Raw genomic sequence first — 18,081 nt, 5'->3', positions numbered from 1 at the left:
TTGGCAAGATATAGAGGAGCTGTTTGCCGGCTATGTCGTCGTGAGGGAGAAAAACTATTTTTAAAAGGGGACAGATGCTATTCAGACAAATGTGCTATTGAGAGACGACCTTATCCACCTGGTCAGCACGGCCAAGGGAGAAAGAAACTGTCGGAATTTGGGTTGCAATTGAGAGAGAAACAGAAGGCCAAACGTATTTATGGAATAATGGAGAGACAATTTCGCAATTATTTCGAAAAAGCTGAGCGGCAGCCGGGGATAACGGGAGAAAACTTGCTCCGCCTATTGGAAAGAAGATTAGACAATGTAGTATACCGGCTTGGGCTGGCCAGTTCCCGGGCGGAAGCGAGGCAACTGGTTCGTCACGGCCATTTTACCGTTAATGATAAGAAGGTTAACATTCCTTCGTATTTAGTTAAGCCTGGGGACGAAATTGCGGTAAGGGAGAAGAGTAAGGAATCTCCCAAATTTAAAGAAATTGCCGAAGCAGCGGCGCACAAAACTCCTCCTGCCTGGTTGGAACTGAACGTAGAAACCTTAAAAGGTCGAGTACTGGCCCTTCCCTCCAGAGAAGAAATCGACGTACCTGTTCAGGAGCACCTAATTGTAGAGCTGTACTCCAAGTAGGGTATTCTTCGGCCGTTGAGTAGAAGCTGGTCTGGAAGGGCATCCAGGTTTTGAGAAGGAGGATTGTAATGTTAGAAATTGAAAAACCCAAAATTGAATGCGTGGAGAAAAAAGAAGATAACACTTACGGAAAATTTGTGGTAGAACCTCTCGAGCGGGGCTACGGAATAACCCTTGGCAATTCTTTAAGGAGGATCCTCTTGTCCTCTATACCAGGTGCAGCGGTTACCTCAGTTAACATACGGGGAGTACTTCATGAGTTTTCTAGCATTCCTGGAGTGGTAGAGGATACTACTGATATAATTCTTAACCTTAAGAACCTCTCGGTCAAATTACTAACTGATGAGCCTAAGGTAGTTCGCATTGAGGCCGAAGGACCGGGAGAAGTTAAAGCAGGCGATATAATTGCGGACAGTGAGGTTCAAATTCTAAATCCCGACCTGCATATCGCTACGCTGGAAGAAGGCGGCAGTCTTTACATGGAAATGACCCTTGAAAAAGGAAGAGGCTATGTTTCAGCGGAGAAAAATAAGAAAAATAATCATGTTATCGGGGTTATCCCCGTAGATTCTATTTTTTCACCTATTCTGAAGGTTAATTACACGGTAGAGAATACGCGGGTTGGGCAAGTGACTGACTACGACAAGCTGACTTTGGAAGTGTGGACAGACGGGAGCATTGCGCCTGATGAGGCAGTCAGCTCTGCGGCCAGGATCCTCAGTGAGCATTTGAAGCTCTTCACGGGTCTGACGGAACAGATCAGTGATGAGGTAACTATGGTGGAAAAAGAGGAAGAAAGCAAGGATAAGATTTTAGAAATGACCATAGAAGAGTTAGATTTATCGGTGCGATCTTACAATTGTCTAAAACGAGCGGGGATAAATACCGTGGAGGAATTGATCCAGCGCACGGAAGAAGATATGATGAAGGTACGCAATTTGGGGAAAAAATCGTTGGAAGAAGTCACCTCTAAGCTGGCGGAACTAGGGCTTTCTCTTAGGAAGGCAGACGAATGAAAAGGAGGTTGAGGTCATGGGCTATCGCAAGTTACGGCGGAACAGCAGTCACCGAAAGGCCATGCTCCGCAATATTGTTACTTCCCTGCTGAGAGAAGAACGGATTCGTACTACTGAGCCGAAAGCCAAAGAACTTCGTCGTATGGCGGAAAAAATGATCACTTTGGGCAAAAGAGGAGATTTACATGCCCGACGCCAGGCTTTAGCCTATCTACTGGATGAGGATGTGGTAAAAAAACTGTTTGATGAGATTGCTCCCCGTTACGCAGATCGTCAGGGTGGCTATACTCGTATGGTTAGGCTCGGTTACCGTCGTGGGGATGCGGCACCGTTGGTAATGGTAGAGTTGGTAGAATAACCTGGACGTCAAAATAAGGGGGGCGGGATCACCGCCCCTCCCCTGTTCTTTCCCGGCTCAAGGTGGTATAGCTTATGATTAGCATAGAAAATCTCAGTTACATGTACAAAAGGGGAACGCCGGAAGAAAATTTGGCCTTGAACAACATTAATCTGGAAATTAAACAGGGAGAATTTATTGTAATTATTGGACCTAACGGTTCCGGCAAATCCACCCTGGCCAAACAGTTGAATGCATTACTGCTACCTTCCAAAGGTCGAGTACTGGTGAACGGTATGGATACGGCTGATGCCAGCCACTTGTGGGAAATACGGCGCCAGGTTGGAATGGTCTTTCAAAATCCGGACAATCAACTGGTTGCTACCCTAGTGGAGGAGGATGTGGCCTTTGGTCCGGAAAACCTCGGGATTGATCCCGAAGAAATTAAGCTAAGGGTTGATGAAGCTCTAGCCGCCGTCGGTATGTTGGAATATAGAAAGCATCCACCTCATTTGCTTTCAGGAGGACAGAAACAACGGGTGGCCATTGCAGGAGTTTTGGCTATGAAACCTGCCTGCTTGGTTTTGGACGAACCAACGGCTATGCTCGATCCTGCAGGCCGAAAAGAAGTGATGGCTGCCATTAAGCGGCTAAATAAAGAGGAAGGTTTGACGGTGGTGCATATTACTCACTTCATGGATGAGGCGGCGGCCGCGGATCGGGTTGCCGTGATGGAACGGGGGAAAATAGTGATGGAAGGTCCACCCCGAGAAATATTTTCTCGAGTACGTCAATTGAAAGACCTGGGGTTAGATGTACCCCAAATGACGGAACTGGCGGCTCTTCTCCGAAACAGGGGGGTACCTGTATCGCCTGAGATTCTTACTGTAGACGAAATGGTGAAGGCAATATGTCAATTAACTTAAGAGATGTTACTTATATATACAAGGTGGGTACGCCATTTGCGCGAGTAGGTATAGAACAAATAAATTTAGAGATAAAAAAAGGAGAATTTATTGGCCTAATAGGACCTACTGGTTCTGGTAAATCTACGCTCATACAGCATTTAAACGGCCTGCTTAAACCTACTTCCGGCAGAATTTATATCGACGGCCAGGACATTACCGCTAACAGGGTAGATCTTAAAAAGATTCGGCAGAAAGTGGGAGTGGTCTTTCAGTATCCAGAGCACCAACTGTTTGAGGAGACTGTTTTCGCTGATGTAGCTTTTGGACCCCGTAATATGGGATTGGATGAAAGAGAAATAGAAAGACGGGTCCGAAAAGCGCTGAAAATGGTTGGTTTAGACGATGAAAAGCTTTATAACCGCTCCCCTTTTAACCTTAGCGGGGGGCAGAAACGCCGGGTGGCCATTGCCGGGGTCTTGGCCATGGAGCCCCAGTTTCTTATATTGGATGAACCTACTGCAGGCCTGGACCCCAGAGGAAGGGATGAAATTCTGGAACAAATACGAAAACTACATCAGGAGCTTGCCATAACAGTTGTCCTGGTTAGTCACAGTATGGAAGACATTGCGCGACTGACCCAGCGCATTATAGTCATGTACCGTGGAAGAATTGTGATGCAGGGAACGCCACGTCAGATTTTTAGGCAGAGCGAGCAGTTACGGGATTACGGACTGGACGTACCGTTGGTAACCGAACTGATGCTCAAGCTGAAAACGAAGGGGTACCAGGTAAAAGAAGACATATTTACGGTAGAAGAAGCTGAAAAGGAATTGGTCCGCCTTCTGAGGTGTAAGCACCATGCTTAAGGATATCACTATAGGTCAATATATCCCAGGTGATTCGGTCGTACATCGATTGGACCCCCGTACCAAAATTACGGCCGTTGTTATTTTTATGACAGGCCTTTTTCTGGTTAATACTGTGGTTGGATATGCATCTGTAGGTATTTTTTGTGCCTTTGTGGTTTTAGTTTCTAAATTGTCCCCTCGTTACGTTATGCGAGGCTTACGCCCATTATTATTGATTATTGTCATCACTCTAGGAATACACTTGTTTTTTACCCCTGGGCAGCCAATTTTTCACTGGGGTCCTTTAACCATTACTTTAGAGGGAGCCAAACGAGGAGTTTTTATGTCTCTGCGGTTGGTTTTCCTGGTGTTAATCGCTTCCCTGCTCACTCTTACTACCAGCCCCATGAGCCTGACCGATGGTTTGGAAAGAATGCTTCGCCCTGGGCAAAAAATAGGGATCCCCGCTCACGAAATTGCCATGATGATGACTATTGCCTTGCGTTTCATTCCTACTTTACTGGAGGAAACCGAAAAGATTATGAAGGCTCAAATGGCCCGGGGAGCGGACTTTGAAAGCGGGAACTTTTTGCAGCGGGCTAAAAGTTTGCTGCCCCTGTTGGTGCCTCTGTTTATCAGTGCTTTTCGCCGGGCAGACGAGCTGGCAGTGGCTATGGAGGCACGATGCTATCGCGGTGGTGAACATCGAACCCGGATGAAGGAGCTAAAGTTAGGTAGGCAGGACTATATCGCCTTGGCGGTAATGATAGGGTTTGCAATTTACGCCTGGGTTAGCCGGAGCTTAACCATTATGGGCTGGTGATGGTTAGATGAAGTGCCTCAAGATGATTCTTCAATACGATGGCACTAATTATAACGGATGGCAGATCCAAACCGGGCAGGCCAAAAGCAGGACGATTCAAGGGACTATACAAGAGGCTTTGTACAAGCTTACGGGAGAAAAGATTAAAGTAACAGCTGCCGGTCGCACTGATGCCGGAGTTCATGCTAGGGGGCAGGTAATCAATTTTAAAACTGAAAGTACCATACCGGTATCCAGGTTTCCCAAGGCACTAAACAGTTGTCTACCTCCTGATATAGTAGCGGTGGCTGCCGAACAGGTAGATGAACAGTTTCATGCCCGCTATTCGGCAAAAAGAAAGTTGTATCGTTATACTATAGATGTTTCTCCTTATCCAGATGTTTTTCGGCGGAGATATGCTTATCATGTGCCTTATTCCCTGAAGCTTTCTCGCATGGAAGAGGCAGCCAGTTATATCGAAGGAAACCATGATTTTCGTTCCTTTTGTGCCGCTGGAAGTTCGGCGAAAAATTTTGTCCGCACCGTAGAGATGTGTCGGGTTTCCAAAAGAGATAACATTATTGAGATTGACGTAATGGCTAACGGGTTTCTCTACCATATGGCCCGCATCATCGTTGGGACGTTATTAGAAGTGGGAAAAGGGAAAATTAAACCGGAAGATGTCAAGAGAATCATTGCGGCCAAAAACCGGGATGCAGCGGGGCCAACAGCCCCTTCCCACGGTTTATGTTTAGAAAAAGTTGAATATTAAGCCCTCTAAGCCTTGAATTACTTGACATTGGTGAGGGCTTAGTTTACAATTTATTGTGTGTTTTTATGCCCTTTGCAGTATCAATCTTTGAGCCCCGGGTTGATACGGCAAACGGAGACGGTTTATAGTAACAGGAGGTGGAACGGCGGTGTCTACTTATATGGCAAAACCTAATGAAGTAGAAAAAAAGTGGTATATAATAGACGCGGAAGGTAAAACTCTCGGACGGTTGGCCTCCGAAGTAGCTAAATTACTGCGAGGCAAGCATAAGCCAACCTTTACGCCTCATGTGGACGTAGGAGATCATGTGATAGTTATCAATGCCGAAAAGATTAAGTTGACCGGGAAGAAGTTGCAGCAGAAACTTTATATTCGGCATAGCCGTTATCCCGGTGGGTTAAAAGTAATGAACTACGAAACTCTACTCAAGAAAAAGCCAGAAAAGGCGATAGAAAAAGCGGTATGGGGGATGATACCCCATAACCGATTGGGTCGGAAGCTTATGAAAAAACTGCGGGTGTACCGCGGACCGGAACATCCGCATCAAGCGCAAAAGCCTCAGGTATGGGAATTTAAGGAATAATTGCCGAAAGGGGGAGAGTTGGTGGCACAGGTTTGTTATTACGGTACAGGTCGGCGGAAAGATGCAATAGCCCGGGTTTATCTGGTGCCCGGTGAAGGCAAGATAACGGTTAATGAACGTCCTGCCGAAGAATACTTTGCCAGAAAGACTCTAGAAATGATTGTACGAGAACCGCTTGAGGTTACGGATACTTTGGGAAGATTTAATGTGATCGCCAAAGTAAAAGGCGGCGGAGTTGCTGGGCAGGCAGGAGCAGTACGTCTGGGAATCGCCAGAGCATTGTTGCAGGCTGATGAGGGCTTGCGTCCGGTACTGAAACGGCATGGTCTCCTAACGCGAGATCCGCGGATGAAAGAAAGAAGAAAGTATGGCTTGAAGAAAGCTCGCAAAGCACCTCAATTTTCCAAGCGTTAATAGAGGAGAAGGGTTGTTTACAAAGAGAACCGACACAGGTTCTCTTTTTATTTGTTGAACTACAGTAGATGCTTATTTCCGCTTTCTCACCCTTGTAACAATCAGCCCCTTATTCCCTTCCACTTTCTTAAATTCAAGGTATAGTTTTTTGACCGTTGCATAACTTTTTATAGAAGAAAGATTGCAGGGGAGAGGGACTGGTGGCCATTTCCCGCATTTATGTGGTCAAGGTTCGTTGGAAGAATTTATTAGTCCTGGTGTTGTTAGCGGCCTTTATATTTATAGGCTATACATACCTGGCTGAAAAGATAGCCAATCAAGCAGTGGAAGCTGTTTCATGGGCGGTTGCCAACAAAGTGATAGTAGTAGACCCGGGACATGGCGGGGTAGACGGCGGAGCTGTAGGGCCGGGAGGCACTTTGGAGAAGGATATAAATCTGGCTATAGCTAAGAAACTCAGTTTGATTTTAAGTCAGGCCGGGGCGGCAGTGGTAATGACGCGGGAGACAGACACTGACCTGAGTACACCCGGTAAAAGCTTGAGGGAACGAAAAAGAGAGGACTTGAATAATAGAATCAATCTTGCCCAAAAGCGAAACGCCGACCTTTATATCTGCATTCAGGCGAACAGTTTTGGGCGTATTTGGACGGGAGCGCAAACTTTTTATTATTATAAATCGACAGAAGGGAAAAAACTGGCCAGAGCCATCCAAAGCGAACTGCGTAGAATTTTACGCAATACAAACCGGCGGGCTCAAGGATTGGATACCTACATCCTCCGCAATTTAGATATTCCTACTGTGGTAGTGGAAGTAGGTTTTATCTCCAACCCCCAAGAGGAAAAACTTCTTAACGATCCCACCTATCAATCTAAATTGTCTTGGGCTATATATGCGGGCATTGTCAAGTATTATGCTTCCAACGCAACGGAAAGATGATACCCGCCAAAACCACCGCCTGTACTGAAGGCGGTATTTTTTTTACTGAAAATATTCGGTTAGGGTTAGAGATTTTAATTTTTTGGCAGGAAAAAGAATAGCAAAAAAGTAAAAAATTAAGCAAATAATTATTAAAAACGGAGGGGTGTTTTGGTGCAGGCGGTTTTTGTTAATACCCGGTTAGGTTGGATAGGGGTTACTGCTTCTTCTCGGGGAATAGTTGCTTTGATGCTTCCCCAAAAGAAGCTGGAAACTGAATGTCCCTCCAAGAAGTCGGTTGAACGCGCTGCTCTTCGAGCTTTTCCGTTTATGGATCGTCTCCTTAATGACCTGATTGATTACAGTGATGGCAAAAAGGTGGATTTTTATTATCCTATTGATTGGTCCGGCTATACCCCTTTTCAAAGGGCCGTACTGGAAAAAGTGCGTCAGATTCCTTACGGGCAGGTTCGGTCCTATCGTTGGGTAGCCAGCCAGTTGGGTAAACCTGGAGCAGCACAAGCAGTAGGTCAGGTTCTAAAACGGAACCGAATACCTATCATTTTACCCTGCCATCGGGTAATACAGCGAGACGGCCATTTAGGAGGATTTTCGGCAGGTACTGCTCTAAAGCAAAAACTGTTGGAACTGGAGAGGGCGCGGGCTGACAGGTTTATGAAAAGAGATAACCGGGGAAAATAAGGTGAAGGAGGTATAGCATGGGCCGTTTGGTTTATTCATGTATTGCTCCACACCCCCCATTGATGGTACCTGAAGTGGGGGGCCGCAGTACGGAGAAGGTACAAAATACTATCAGGGCCATGAGAAAGGTTGCTCAACGTCTGGTAGATGCTGATCCTCAAGCGGTAGTATTTTTTACTCCTCACGGACCAATGTTTCAAGATGCCATCAGTATTCTTACCGCTGCGAAACTGGAGGGAGATTTGGGAGAATTCGGTGCACCTCAGGTTCGTTTTAATTGCACCAACGATTTAGAATTGGTAGACTGTATTATCCGGTTGTCCCGGCAGCGAGGTATTCCCATTGTTTCTCTGGATGACAGATCAGCCCGCCAATATCAGGCTGACGTTCGTCTCGATCACGGAATCTTAGTTCCCTTGTATTACCTAAAGGAAGCCGGATTAACGGTTCCCATCGTAGCTATAACCATGGGGCTTCTTCCCCGGGAAGATCTTTTTGCCTTTGGAGTTGCGCTTCAGGAAGGCATAAAGGAAGCAGGGAAGAGAGTAGCTCTAGTGGCAAGCGGAGATCTTTCCCACCGTCTGCTTCCCGGAGCTCCAGCCGGATATAACCCTAAGGGAACGGAATTTGATGAATATATAAAGGAAGCGTTAGAAAAGTTTGATGTTAAAGCCATCGTACAGGTTCCCGAGAATTTGGCGGAGAGTGCCGGGGAATGTGGTCTACGCACCATAATCATGCTCCTGGGAGCCCTCGATGGCTTTCAGGTATCCAGCCGGGTTTACTCTTATGAAGGCCCTTATGGAGTAGGCTATTTGGTAGCGGAACTAATTCCTGAACAACGGCAAGGCAGTAAAAAACTTGTAGAACGCCTGTATGAGGAAAGGAAAAACTACATAGCTGAAATTCGAAAAAAAGAGAGCCCTCTGGTTCGCCTGGCCCGGGAAAGTTTGGAGAATTACATAAGACACGGCCGGATAATCGAACCGCCGACAGATCTGTCAGAGGAAATGAGGGAAAGAGCGGGTGTCTTTGTTTCCATTAAAAAACATGGTATGCTGCGGGGATGTATTGGTACTATAGTACCTACGCGGGAGAATGTAGCTGAAGAAGTGATACACAATGCCATTAAGGCCGGAGTAGAGGATCCCCGTTTCAGTCCCGTAACGCTCGAAGAGTTGCCGGAACTGGTTTACTCCGTTGATGTGCTTAAACCACCTGAGCCGGTGTCAGGGATGGAAGAACTAGATCCTCAACGTTACGGAGTAATCGTGCGCAGCGGATCCAAATCGGGACTTCTGCTTCCTAATTTGGAAGGAATAGATACAGTAGAGGAACAGGTGGAGATCGCTAAACGCAAGGCGGGTATTTTTCCGGGAGAAAAATTTGAGATGGAACGTTTTGAAGTGATCCGCCATACTTAGGAGGCCTCCAGGATGAGGGAAGCTGAATATTACGAAACATTAGCTGAGGAAACGGTCCGGTGCCAACTATGTCCTCACCGGTGTACCATTCGGCCAGGCCAAACCGGAATTTGCCGGGTTAGAGAAAATAGAGAGGGGAGACTTTATTCGCTTAATTACGGTCGGTGTTCCTCTTATGCTCTGGATCCTATTGAGAAAAAACCGCTTTATCACTTTTATCCCGGAAGTTACATTTTCTCTATAGGTACGGTAGGGTGTAATTTTCATTGTGAGTTTTGCCAGAATTGGGGAATCGCTCACGGGAATCCGGAGACCTTATCTGTAACACCGGAACAACTGGTTAAGATTGCCCGGGAAAGACAGCGAGATGAGAACTGCGTAGGTATAGCCTATACTTACTCGGAACCTCTAGTGTGGTACGAGTTTGTCAGGGATACGGCCAAACTGGCCCGGCAGGCAGGACTGAAGAATGTTTTGGTTACCAACGGCTTTATAAACCGGGCACCGTTGCAGGAACTGTTGCCTTATATTGATGCTTTGAACATTGATGTTAAAGGTTTTAGCAACGAATTTTACCGAAAGGTGGTACATGGTGCCTACAAGCCAGTCCTAGAAACGGCGGAAGAGGCTAAAGCGAGGGGCTGCCATGTGGAAATTACCACCCTTTTGGTTCCAGGACTGAATGATGATGAGGAGGAAATCAAAGGACTGGTAGATTGGGTGGCAACTGCTTTGGGGGAAGAGGTTCCTCTTCACTTTTCCCGTTACTTTCCCAGCTATAAAATGAGTTTAGAACCAACTCCCTTGGAAACTCTCCGAGGGGCCCGCGATTTGGCGCGGGAGAAGTTGCTCTATGTCTATATTGGAAACGCTTGGGAGTTGGGAGAAAATGATACCTACTGTCCAAATTGCGGGTGGAAAGTAATTGAGCGTTCTTATTATGCGGTTAGAATAGTCGGATTGAACGGTAGGCAGTGTGCCCGGTGCGGAAAAGAAATAAATGTAATAATTTAGGAGGGATAACCTTGGATCAGTTGCGGAAAGCGGCAGAGATTACTTTACGCGATTGTATGGGAGTAAGGGAAGGAGAAAAGGTGCTCATAGTCATCGATGAAGTTACACGCTCCATAGGTTTGAAGCTGTTTGAAAGAGCAAAGGAATTACGGACGGAGGCAATGCTTGTAGAAATGGTATCCAGAAAGACTCACGGGGAGGAACCACCGGTCGCGGTGGCTGAGGCGATGAAAAGAGTTCAGGTAGTGGTTGCCGCTACTTCCAAGTCCCTTTCTCATACCCAAGCCCGGCAGGAAGCCAACCGGGCGGGGGCTAGAATTGCAAGTATGCCTGGAATTACCCCCGATATAATGGCCCGCACCTTGAATGCTGACTACCGGGAAATAGAAAGGGCCAGTCTCAAATTTGCTTCTTATCTAACCCAGGCCAGTACAGCTCGCATAACTACGGCTGCCGGAACAGATTTGGTTATCGGCTTGGAGGGGCGAGAAGGGAAACCGGATACGGGAATTTATCATGAGCCGGGTTCGTTTGGAAATCTTCCGGCAGGAGAAGCCTATATTGCTCCTGTGGAAGGAACTGCCCGGGGTAAATTGGTGGTGGATGGTTCTATGGCCGGTATAGGGAGATTGAGCCAGCCATTGGAAATGCGGGTAGAAGAAGGAAAAGTTGTGGAAGTAAAAGGAGGGCCAGAAGCTGAACTTTTGCGTCAAATGCTAGAGATGCACGGGGAGCCTGCTTACAACATTGCGGAACTTGGTTTGGGATTGAACGGACGGGCTATACTCAGCGGGGTAGTATTGGAAGATGAAAAAGTACTGGGTACCGTCCACGTTGCTTTGGGTGATAATAGTACTATCGGAGGACGAGTCCAAGTACCCAGCCATTTAGACGGTGTAATTTTGAAACCTACCGTGGAATTAGACGGGGAAATTATTCTCCGGGAAGGAAAATTTGTTTTGTAATCTCATGTAAAAGGGGATAGAATTTTTTGGACGCAAGCATAGGGGCTATCTTTTTTGGGGACTGATAGGAAGTATATGCAATGAACGAAAGGAGAATACTATTGGTAACGGAAAAGTTCAAGCCAAAGGTGAGAAGTAGTGAAGGAATCCGGATTAAAAACGAGCCCCAACCTGACCTTTGCGGATTTAGCAAGGCTATTGCCTGAACTGTACCAGGTAGAAGAAAATTTACATCAGGCGGTTGCATCGGCAGAGGGTCCTGTTGCGGAAATGTGTTCAAGAGTGCTTAGGTCGGGTGGGAAAAGACTGCGTCCAATGCTGGTACTGGCCGCCGGCAAATGTTTTGGCCCTGTCAGTCCTGGAATGATAAAAGTTGCGGTGGCTGTAGAGCTGATACATATGGCTTCTTTAATCCATGATGATGTAATAGACGTTTCTTCCACACGTCGGGGCAGGCCTACGTTAAACGCTTGTTGGGGAAACAGGGTGTCAATTTTAACGGGAGACTTCCTCTTCGCCAAAGCTTTTCGCCTTTTGGTAGAGAATCAACTTTTTGATGTTCTGCGGCTGGTGACACGAACGGTGGAGGATATGTGCGAAGGAGAGGTGGAGCAGGTAATCGGCGAATTTGATATAAATCAAACAGAGGAAAATTATTTTAGCCGTATTAGAAAAAAGACGGCAAATTTGATTGCTATGTGCTGCCAGGCAGGAGCCTTGATAGCTGAAAAAGATCAAGAAAAAGTTGAAGCCTTGTATGAGTATGGCCTGAATCTAGGTTGCGCTTTTCAAATTATTGATGATATTTTAGATTTTATCGGCAAACCGGAACAGCTCGGCAAACCTGCCGGTTTGGATTTGGCACAAGGCAACCTTACTTTACCCGTGCTGGCGTTGCTCAGGGATCCTTTTCACCGGTCGTGGTTGCAAAAGGAATTACTTCAGGACAAGATGGATGGAGAGTTGCGGCAGCGGATAGTGGAGGCGGTGATCAGTTCCGGAGCTCTTGCTTATGCTCGTGCGGTTGCTTCTTATTATCAAAAGAAGGCCAAGCAGGCACTGGCGGTACTGCCTGTTTCGCAGTACCGCAACCTTTTAATGAACCTGGCAGAATTGGTTTTGGTGCGAAGTAATTAATGGAGATGAGCTAAATTGTGCCATGCTGCCGCAGAAAACAGCATATTCTGTGAAAAAGGGCGGCTCTCTTCCCGCCCTTTTTTAATAGAAGTTCGGCTACGGGGCGAACTTCGGGATCGCTGGCTTTGGGATCGGAAAGATACATGGCAAGAAGACCTATAATAACTGTAGCGTGAAAGTTCTTATGGGGTAAATCTACGATGTGAGCAAAGCAGTTATTTAGAAATGTATTCAAGCGTTCCTTACACTGCTGGTTATCGCGGTAATAGGATACAAAATTCAAGTCTCCTTCTAAACGGTCTTCTTGGAGGTCAATCAAGTAATCTAATAAAATATGTAAACCGCAGATCCACGGGAAATAGGCTCTTTTGATTCGAGCTACTTGTTCTGAGGTTAAGTGCGGATTGGAAGCGGCCGCGCTAAGAACAAAAATGCCTAAGGTGGAACCCGTAGCTGCAGCAAACTCCCAGCGGCTAATCCCGGTATACTTTTTTAGATAAGGCGTGGTCCATTGGATCATCTTATCTTCACGGACATCCAATGGTAAATGTTTAAGGGTTTGTAAGTTAGAATAAAGTTCTGCCAAATCTAAAATATCCTCTTTAACTAACGCGTAGGAAGGGAAAGAGGCTATTTGCCGCCGACATTCCCTGACTAGCTCTTCCAGGTAGCCGCCATCCCTCCGGTGCGGAAAGTAGGCGTAGTAATCGGCCATCGGTACGGAAGGATTTAAAGCATCAGTCATGGCCCGGTGAAGTTGACTAAATGCTTTCTCGTTTTCATAACCTAGCCGGTCACACAAGTTATCTAAATAATCGCTGATAGTTTGAAGGGCTACCACAAACCGGGTAAAATTTACGTGATTTACGCCCGGATATAGGGCATAAATGCTTCCTCCTTGAGCATGAAACCTTTTAGATTTTATACTTGCGTGAGCCTGCTCCGCTAGAACCGGGTCAGGAGATAAAGAGGCTTTCTTGTACCATCGACTGAGTTCCGTTTCGACCAAGGGGAATATTTTCTTTACGAATCTGACAACAAGGGCTAACTGAGACGGAAAGTGCAGGTACTTTAACGATGCTGCCATAACCGGACCTCCATACAACTAAAGCTTATTAACAATTTAAGTATACCCGGTCGTCGAATAAAATACAATTTTCTCTCCATAAAACGTAAGCTCCCTGCACGGGAGCTTGTGCTTTTAGAATCGTTCAAAATTTTCTCCGGGAAAAACCTTTTATTTCCCTCCAATCAATACGTTCTGATTCCAGAGCATTTCGTTCGACCAGCGAGGTAGGCTCTTTCCTCGTTAGGGAGTTTTGAGACTCTGTTACATACCTGGAATGCTGGTCTGTTTGATTATTTTTCAGGTGAGTTTCAAATATAGTTAAAATGGACAACAGATTAAGCAGGCTCAGAGACAATAATAAGTGGCGGGGTGTTAATTCTGTTTCCCGCTGTAAAAGGTTCAGACAGAGAGAATAGATGTTTTGAAGGTTGGTAGCATAAGATTTGACTTCTTGGTTCAAAGACAAGTCCTCCTTTAGGAACTTCCGGGTAACTTTAACTCTTACTATAAAGAATTATGCACATGTTGCCTTAATAATTCTTAGTTTCTTAATATTTAATCTCTCATAAACTTTTGGTGCATGCTCTTCATCATTTCATACATTTCATATAAGGTGCGGCTCATGTCATGAAGCATGTTGTACATTTCGCGGTGCATGTGATACATTTCATAGTCATGACTCATGGGCATAGAACCGGGGTACATAAAACCTCCGTGCATGGAGCCCGGGTAACCGCTGCCGGGATATCCCATGTGCATCATTTGTCATTCCTCCTTTTAGAGTTTTGCGGTTATTCCGTTACATTCTATGTAATAAGGATGCTGGTGGTTCGTAGCTGGCATACTTTTTAGTTCTAGAACAGGCCGGGAACATTGGTTAAATCTATTCCCCCGGTAATTTTAGCCATTTCCCGCTTGGCCATTTCTCGGGATTTTTGCATGACCTGGTTGATGGCCGATAACATCTGTTCTTCCAGATCTGATAGTTTTATCTGACGCACGGAAGGGTCAAGTTTAACTTTTTGAACTTCCTGGTGGCCGTTGGCAACGATTGTTATTTTCCCGTTGGCAACACTGGCCTCTACTGTCTTCACCTTTAATTCCTCTCGTACTCTACTGATTTCGTTTTTGAGTTTTTGGGCCTGTTTAAAAAGTTCGTTAAGGTCGGGCATGGATGAACCTCCCTAAAAATTTTTTGTTTGCTTTACCTTACCATTATATTCGACTGCCGTTCATAGTTTCTCAAAACAGGAGAATTTTTTGACGGTGAAGCACACTTGATTTCAGTAACAAAACTTAAAAGCGGTTCGTAATATATCACAGAAGTAAATATGAAGGTCATTTTTTAATGGCTTTTATTTAGGGGCGGAAGGAGGTAAAAGATGCCTCAAGATGGCCCGCAGGGAGATAAGAAACCGAAAAAAGCAAATCCTTTTTCCTTATTTTTAATTTTTGTCTTGCTGGTTTTTTCCGGTGACAAGTCTATAAGCGAGAGCAACCCTTTTCAAATGTTCTTAATTCTAGTTCTCCTGGTACAATCTTACGAGATGCTTAAAATCAAATTTGGGAACATATAAGGATTGTTTTTGTTGCAGATAAACTTTGTCAAGAAAGGAGGTTGAATTTCCATGGCCGGTTCCGGTGGGGGTTTCAATTCCAGGGAAGCTTTTGCCGTCTTTTTGATTTTGGTCCTGTTGTTGTTTTCTGATGGGGGTGCTTTAAAAAAGACTTTACAGGCCTTCAGCCAGACCGTTAACACGTTGAAGAACACCATGGAAGCAGTAGGAGCCAGTGTGGAGGCGCTACAGGCTGCCGTCATTGTCCCTGATGATACCGGCAGTGATGAAGTAACGACTTTGGAAGCTTAATATCCTTAATCATCAGCGGGGGCTACCAAAGTGTAGCCCCTTTTAAATCAATGAATAAAGGCTGCCCTGCGAGCAGCCATCTTTTTGTGCGCTCGGCATGGGTATTGTTATTTCGGCCAACACCTCTCAGGTAAATAAAGCCCTTGGTTTCGCCAATAAGCGAAACCAAGGGCTAATCAGCTTGGTCGAAACATACCGCTATCTTCGTCAATCATCTTGAACCGCCGTATACCGAATCACTTTCTCCTACTCAATTATTCGTCTGCAAATATCAACAGAATCAAGATGAGAAACAGTGCAAAAGCAAACTGAGTACTAAAACCTATTCCGCCCATTAAGGTTGCCCCCCTTAAGTTGTAAGTTGTTAACTGTCAGAAAATAACAACAGGATCAAGATAAGAAACAAAGCAAAAGCTACTTGAGGCCCGAAGAAACCGAAACCTCCACCCATTTAATATCCCCCCTAAATATAGACTGGCAAGTTGTTACTTATCAGCAAATAACAACAGGATTAAGATAAGGAATAAAGCAAAAGCTAATTGAGGTCCGAAGAAGCCGAAGCCGTCAGGCATTGGTTTCCCCCCTTTTATATAAAATTTGACGTTTTTTACTGGTCCTAGAGCGGCAGTCGGGTTAAGAGCAGGAATACTGTGGCACATAAAAAAGCGCACTTTTTTGGTTAGATCACTCAATGGTATACCAAGCTCTTACTTTTCTGCGGACCAGAAGCCGCCGCCGAAACCATCAAAAAGCAGCAGGATCAGAATCAGAAATAACGCAAAGACTACTCTAGGGCCAAAGTAAAAGCCACCCACCTGGAAACCCTCCTTTCTATTGCAGCATATGTTGTGGCTTACTTATTTGTTACTGGCTGAAAAAGTTCCTTAAAAGTTGAGTAGGTTGCTCGAAAGTACCATCCACTATAACGTATGTTTAAAATAAGCCGGTGGTTACAAAAATGAAAAAATTAAAGGTTAACGGGGTATACTTTCCTTTTCTTGAATATATTTAATACGGGTCAGCTTGAAGGAAAGGAGGGAACAGATGCGAAATAAGGATAACCGGGAAGAGTTAGTTAATGAGGAAGGAAACTTGGTTAACAGCCTCCTTGGGTTAATATCCCAGTTGAACATTCAACAAACTGATCCGAGCCTTATAATAATTTATCTTAGTTTAATAAATCTTTTGACTATTGTAAGTCTTATAGGTAGTGAGACTATCCCGCCGGTATATTCCAAGGGGGTTAAGGGGAGCGCAGATGAGGGCGGAGACTTCAGTTCGGCTTTGTTAAGTTTGCTTCCTCTACTGACTGGAAAGACGGAAGGTATGCCCGATTTATCGCTGTTGTCAAACCTGCTGGGTAAAAAGAGCGGGCAGAAAATCAACCCAGCTCTTTTGGGATTGCTTATGAACTTATTGACAGGTGAGACATCTGAAGAGAACCAAGATGAGGGTAAAGAAAATGATAAGGAAGGAGACAAGGGAAAGTCATGATTCCTGGGGAGCCGGGAACTTTTTTTAGGCGATTATTGCATTTTTATACATCGGAGTGTATAATTATAAGCATTAAAAGTAAAATTTATTTGAAATTTTTTAGGAGGAACAACCCATGGTTAAGGCATTAGTGATAGGAGCCACAGGATATGCTGGAGTGGAATTGGTACGTCTCCTCAGCCGGCACCGGCGGGTGCAGTTGGTGGGGGTGACTTCTCAAAGCCATGTAGACAAACCGCTATCTTTCGTTTATCCTCACCTTTCAGGCCATGTTTCGCTTATTTGTAAGGAACAGGAAATGTTGGATAAAATCAGTGAGGCAGATGTAGTTTTTGTGGCTTTGCCTCACGGGTATTCTGCTCCCGTAGTAAGAAAGGCGCTTGATTCAGGAATCAAGGTGATAGATTTGGGGGCCGATTTTCGTTTTGATGAGGCCGATTCGTATGAGGAATGGTATGGTGAGCAGCATAAGGAACCGGAATTGCTGGCTATCTCCGTGTACGGTTTGCCTGAGGTGAATCGGTCGAAAATAAAAGAGGCCCAGTTAATAGCCAATCCCGGATGTTATCCTACCAGTACCCTGCTCGGGCTGGCTCCTCTGGTCAGAGAAAGAATGGTTGACTTGAACTCCATTGTTATTGATTCCAAGTCAGGAATTTCGGGGGCGGGAAGGAAATTAACTTTGGCTACCCATTTTGCTGAGAGTAACGAAAATGTAAGTGCTTATAACGTCGCCCGTCACCGTCATACTCCTGAGATAGAGCAGGAACTGGCCAAATTGGCCGGGGAGAAAGTAAAGGTTACTTTTACTCCTCACCTTATTCCAATGACGCGGGGGATTTTGAGTACCATTTACGCTTCCCTGACTGAAGCGACAAATAGCGATAAGTTACGAGAGATTTACCTTGATTATTACCGGCACGAGCCCTTTATACGCATTTTACCGGAAGAGCAGTGGCCTCATACCAAATGGGTTTACGGGTCAAATTACTGCGACTTGAACCTCCGGGTGGATCACCGGACCAATCGAGTGATAGTTGTATCGGCTATCGACAATCTGGTTAAAGGAGCGGCCGGCCAGGCAGTACAGAATATGAACCTGATGTTTGGATTTCCTGAAACTGAGGGTCTGGAAGTCGTACCGGTGTTTCCGTAAAGCTGCAAATTTTGTGGGAAGTGGAGGA

The 18,081-nt window shown here is 45.5% G+C and carries 22 protein-coding genes; 19 read left to right on the top strand and 3 right to left on the bottom strand.

The genetic code is table 11. The features are described 5' to 3' along the window. The 15 genes from rpsD to KKC1_RS00110 all read left to right on the top strand — a co-directional run bounded on the left by rpsD (position 1) and on the right by KKC1_RS00110 (position 12,466). Complete coding sequence (rpsD, locus tag KKC1_RS00180) at positions 1-627, top strand: 30S ribosomal protein S4 (protein WP_088552497.1); 627 nt, start codon at positions 1-3, stop codon at positions 625-627. A 68-nt stretch (positions 628-695) separates the two neighbouring features. Beyond that, positions 696-1,643: a DNA-directed RNA polymerase subunit alpha gene (locus KKC1_RS00175; protein ID WP_088552496.1), complete on the top strand. Its 948-nt coding sequence runs from the start codon at positions 696-698 to the stop codon at positions 1,641-1,643. Between the two features lie 16 nt (positions 1,644-1,659). Beyond that, positions 1,660-2,001, top strand: coding sequence for a 50S ribosomal protein L17 (gene rplQ, locus KKC1_RS00170; RefSeq protein WP_088552495.1), 342 nt, complete (start codon positions 1,660-1,662; stop codon positions 1,999-2,001). Between the two features lie 74 nt (positions 2,002-2,075). Continuing rightward, positions 2,076-2,906 (top strand): energy-coupling factor transporter ATPase, encoded by an 831-nt coding sequence (locus KKC1_RS00165; RefSeq protein ID WP_088552494.1) that lies wholly within the window; start codon positions 2,076-2,078, stop codon positions 2,904-2,906. Then, a complete protein-coding gene (locus KKC1_RS00160; RefSeq protein ID WP_088552493.1) occupies positions 2,891-3,754 on the top strand; it encodes an energy-coupling factor transporter ATPase in 864 nt (287 codons plus the stop codon). The genes KKC1_RS00165 and KKC1_RS00160 overlap by 16 nt, the downstream gene beginning before the upstream one ends. Then, positions 3,747-4,559 (top strand): energy-coupling factor transporter transmembrane component T family protein, encoded by an 813-nt coding sequence (locus KKC1_RS00155; protein ID WP_088552492.1) that lies wholly within the window; start codon positions 3,747-3,749, stop codon positions 4,557-4,559. The genes KKC1_RS00160 and KKC1_RS00155 overlap by 8 nt, the downstream gene beginning before the upstream one ends. A gap of 7 nt (positions 4,560-4,566) precedes the next feature. Beyond that, on the top strand, positions 4,567-5,310 hold the full coding sequence (gene truA / locus KKC1_RS00150; RefSeq protein WP_088552491.1) for a tRNA pseudouridine(38-40) synthase TruA: 744 nt from the start codon (positions 4,567-4,569) through the stop codon (positions 5,308-5,310). A gap of 148 nt (positions 5,311-5,458) precedes the next feature. After that, on the top strand, positions 5,459-5,893 hold the full coding sequence (rplM, locus tag KKC1_RS00145) for a 50S ribosomal protein L13 (RefSeq protein WP_088552490.1): 435 nt from the start codon (positions 5,459-5,461) through the stop codon (positions 5,891-5,893). A 21-nt stretch (positions 5,894-5,914) separates the two neighbouring features. Continuing rightward, complete coding sequence (gene rpsI, locus KKC1_RS00140) at positions 5,915-6,307, top strand: 30S ribosomal protein S9 (protein ID WP_088552489.1); 393 nt, start codon at positions 5,915-5,917, stop codon at positions 6,305-6,307. A 200-nt stretch (positions 6,308-6,507) separates the two neighbouring features. Continuing rightward, on the top strand, positions 6,508-7,245 hold the full coding sequence (gene cwlD, locus KKC1_RS00135) for an N-acetylmuramoyl-L-alanine amidase CwlD (RefSeq protein WP_088552488.1): 738 nt from the start codon (positions 6,508-6,510) through the stop codon (positions 7,243-7,245). Between the two features lie 153 nt (positions 7,246-7,398). Continuing rightward, positions 7,399-7,926: a methylated-DNA--[protein]-cysteine S-methyltransferase gene (locus tag KKC1_RS00130; RefSeq protein WP_143288643.1), complete on the top strand. Its 528-nt coding sequence runs from the start codon at positions 7,399-7,401 to the stop codon at positions 7,924-7,926. Positions 7,927-7,943: 17 nt separating this feature from the next. Continuing rightward, complete coding sequence (amrA, locus tag KKC1_RS00125; protein ID WP_088552486.1) at positions 7,944-9,350, top strand: AmmeMemoRadiSam system protein A; 1,407 nt, start codon at positions 7,944-7,946, stop codon at positions 9,348-9,350. Between the two features lie 12 nt (positions 9,351-9,362). Next, positions 9,363-10,364: an AmmeMemoRadiSam system radical SAM enzyme gene (gene amrS, locus KKC1_RS00120; protein WP_088552485.1), complete on the top strand. Its 1,002-nt coding sequence runs from the start codon at positions 9,363-9,365 to the stop codon at positions 10,362-10,364. 11 nt (positions 10,365-10,375) lie between these two features. Further along, on the top strand, positions 10,376-11,329 hold the full coding sequence (locus KKC1_RS00115; RefSeq protein WP_238134143.1) for an aminopeptidase: 954 nt from the start codon (positions 10,376-10,378) through the stop codon (positions 11,327-11,329). 138 nt (positions 11,330-11,467) lie between these two features. Then, positions 11,468-12,466, top strand: coding sequence for a polyprenyl synthetase family protein (locus tag KKC1_RS00110; protein WP_088552484.1), 999 nt, complete (start codon positions 11,468-11,470; stop codon positions 12,464-12,466). Positions 12,467-12,476: 10 nt separating this feature from the next. Here KKC1_RS00110 and KKC1_RS00105 read toward each other — a convergent pair whose 3' ends face one another. The 3 genes from KKC1_RS00105 to KKC1_RS00090 all read right to left on the bottom strand — a co-directional run bounded on the left by KKC1_RS00105 (position 12,477) and on the right by KKC1_RS00090 (position 14,707). Next, a complete protein-coding gene (locus tag KKC1_RS00105; protein ID WP_088552483.1) occupies positions 12,477-13,553 on the bottom strand; it encodes a tetraprenyl-beta-curcumene synthase family protein in 1,077 nt (358 codons plus the stop codon). Between the two features lie 537 nt (positions 13,554-14,090). Next, complete coding sequence (locus tag KKC1_RS00095; protein ID WP_088552481.1) at positions 14,091-14,297, bottom strand: hypothetical protein; 207 nt, start codon at positions 14,295-14,297, stop codon at positions 14,091-14,093. Positions 14,298-14,389: 92 nt separating this feature from the next. Then, on the bottom strand, positions 14,390-14,707 hold the full coding sequence (locus KKC1_RS00090) for a YbaB/EbfC family nucleoid-associated protein (RefSeq protein ID WP_088552480.1): 318 nt from the start codon (positions 14,705-14,707) through the stop codon (positions 14,390-14,392). Between the two features lie 210 nt (positions 14,708-14,917). Between KKC1_RS00090 and KKC1_RS00085 the strand changes: the two genes are divergently transcribed. From KKC1_RS00085 to argC, 4 genes are all read left to right on the top strand, one after another. After that, positions 14,918-15,112, top strand: coding sequence for a hypothetical protein (locus tag KKC1_RS00085; protein ID WP_088552479.1), 195 nt, complete (start codon positions 14,918-14,920; stop codon positions 15,110-15,112). 51 nt (positions 15,113-15,163) lie between these two features. Further along, positions 15,164-15,403: a hypothetical protein gene (locus KKC1_RS00080; protein ID WP_088552478.1), complete on the top strand. Its 240-nt coding sequence runs from the start codon at positions 15,164-15,166 to the stop codon at positions 15,401-15,403. Positions 15,404-16,447: 1,044 nt separating this feature from the next. After that, positions 16,448-16,897 carry a hypothetical protein gene (locus KKC1_RS00075; protein ID WP_088552477.1) on the top strand — a complete coding sequence of 150 codons (450 nt, stop codon included), beginning with the start codon at positions 16,448-16,450 and terminating at the stop codon, positions 16,895-16,897. A 115-nt stretch (positions 16,898-17,012) separates the two neighbouring features. After that, positions 17,013-18,053 (top strand): N-acetyl-gamma-glutamyl-phosphate reductase, encoded by a 1,041-nt coding sequence (argC, locus tag KKC1_RS00070; protein ID WP_088552476.1) that lies wholly within the window; start codon positions 17,013-17,015, stop codon positions 18,051-18,053. The last annotated feature ends 28 nt before the right edge of the window (positions 18,054-18,081 follow it).

It is taken from the genome of Calderihabitans maritimus, from assembly GCF_002207765.1.
GTDB lineage: Bacteria > Bacillota > KKC1 > Calderihabitantales > Calderihabitantaceae > Calderihabitans > Calderihabitans maritimus.
This window is presented reverse-complemented; position numbering and strand designations above follow the sequence as displayed.

Bases quoted from the DNA above. Each gene is read 5' to 3' on its own strand.
- KKC1_RS00175 (WP_088552496.1), top strand. From the start codon at position 696: ATGTTAGAAATTGAAAAACCCAAAATTGAATGCGTGGAGAAAAAAGAA.
- rplQ (WP_088552495.1), top strand. From the start codon at position 1,660: ATGGGCTATCGCAAGTTACGGCGGAACAGCAGTCACCGAAAGGCCATG.
- KKC1_RS00165 (WP_088552494.1), top strand. From the start codon at position 2,076: ATGATTAGCATAGAAAATCTCAGTTACATGTACAAAAGGGGAACGCCG.
- KKC1_RS00160 (WP_088552493.1), top strand. From the start codon at position 2,891: ATGTCAATTAACTTAAGAGATGTTACTTATATATACAAGGTGGGTACG.
- KKC1_RS00155 (WP_088552492.1), top strand. From the start codon at position 3,747: ATGCTTAAGGATATCACTATAGGTCAATATATCCCAGGTGATTCGGTC.
- truA (WP_088552491.1), top strand. From the start codon at position 4,567: ATGAAGTGCCTCAAGATGATTCTTCAATACGATGGCACTAATTATAAC.
- amrA (WP_088552486.1), top strand. From the start codon at position 7,944: ATGGGCCGTTTGGTTTATTCATGTATTGCTCCACACCCCCCATTGATG.
- amrS (WP_088552485.1), top strand. From the start codon at position 9,363: ATGAGGGAAGCTGAATATTACGAAACATTAGCTGAGGAAACGGTCCGG.
- KKC1_RS00105 (WP_088552483.1), bottom strand. From the start codon at position 13,553: ATGGCAGCATCGTTAAAGTACCTGCACTTTCCGTCTCAGTTAGCCCTT.
- KKC1_RS00095 (WP_088552481.1), bottom strand. From the start codon at position 14,297: ATGATGCACATGGGATATCCCGGCAGCGGTTACCCGGGCTCCATGCAC.
- KKC1_RS00090 (WP_088552480.1), bottom strand. From the start codon at position 14,707: ATGCCCGACCTTAACGAACTTTTTAAACAGGCCCAAAAACTCAAAAAC.
- KKC1_RS00085 (WP_088552479.1), top strand. From the start codon at position 14,918: ATGCCTCAAGATGGCCCGCAGGGAGATAAGAAACCGAAAAAAGCAAAT.
- KKC1_RS00080 (WP_088552478.1), top strand. From the start codon at position 15,164: ATGGCCGGTTCCGGTGGGGGTTTCAATTCCAGGGAAGCTTTTGCCGTC.
- KKC1_RS00075 (WP_088552477.1), top strand. From the start codon at position 16,448: ATGCGAAATAAGGATAACCGGGAAGAGTTAGTTAATGAGGAAGGAAAC.
- argC (WP_088552476.1), top strand. From the start codon at position 17,013: ATGGTTAAGGCATTAGTGATAGGAGCCACAGGATATGCTGGAGTGGAA.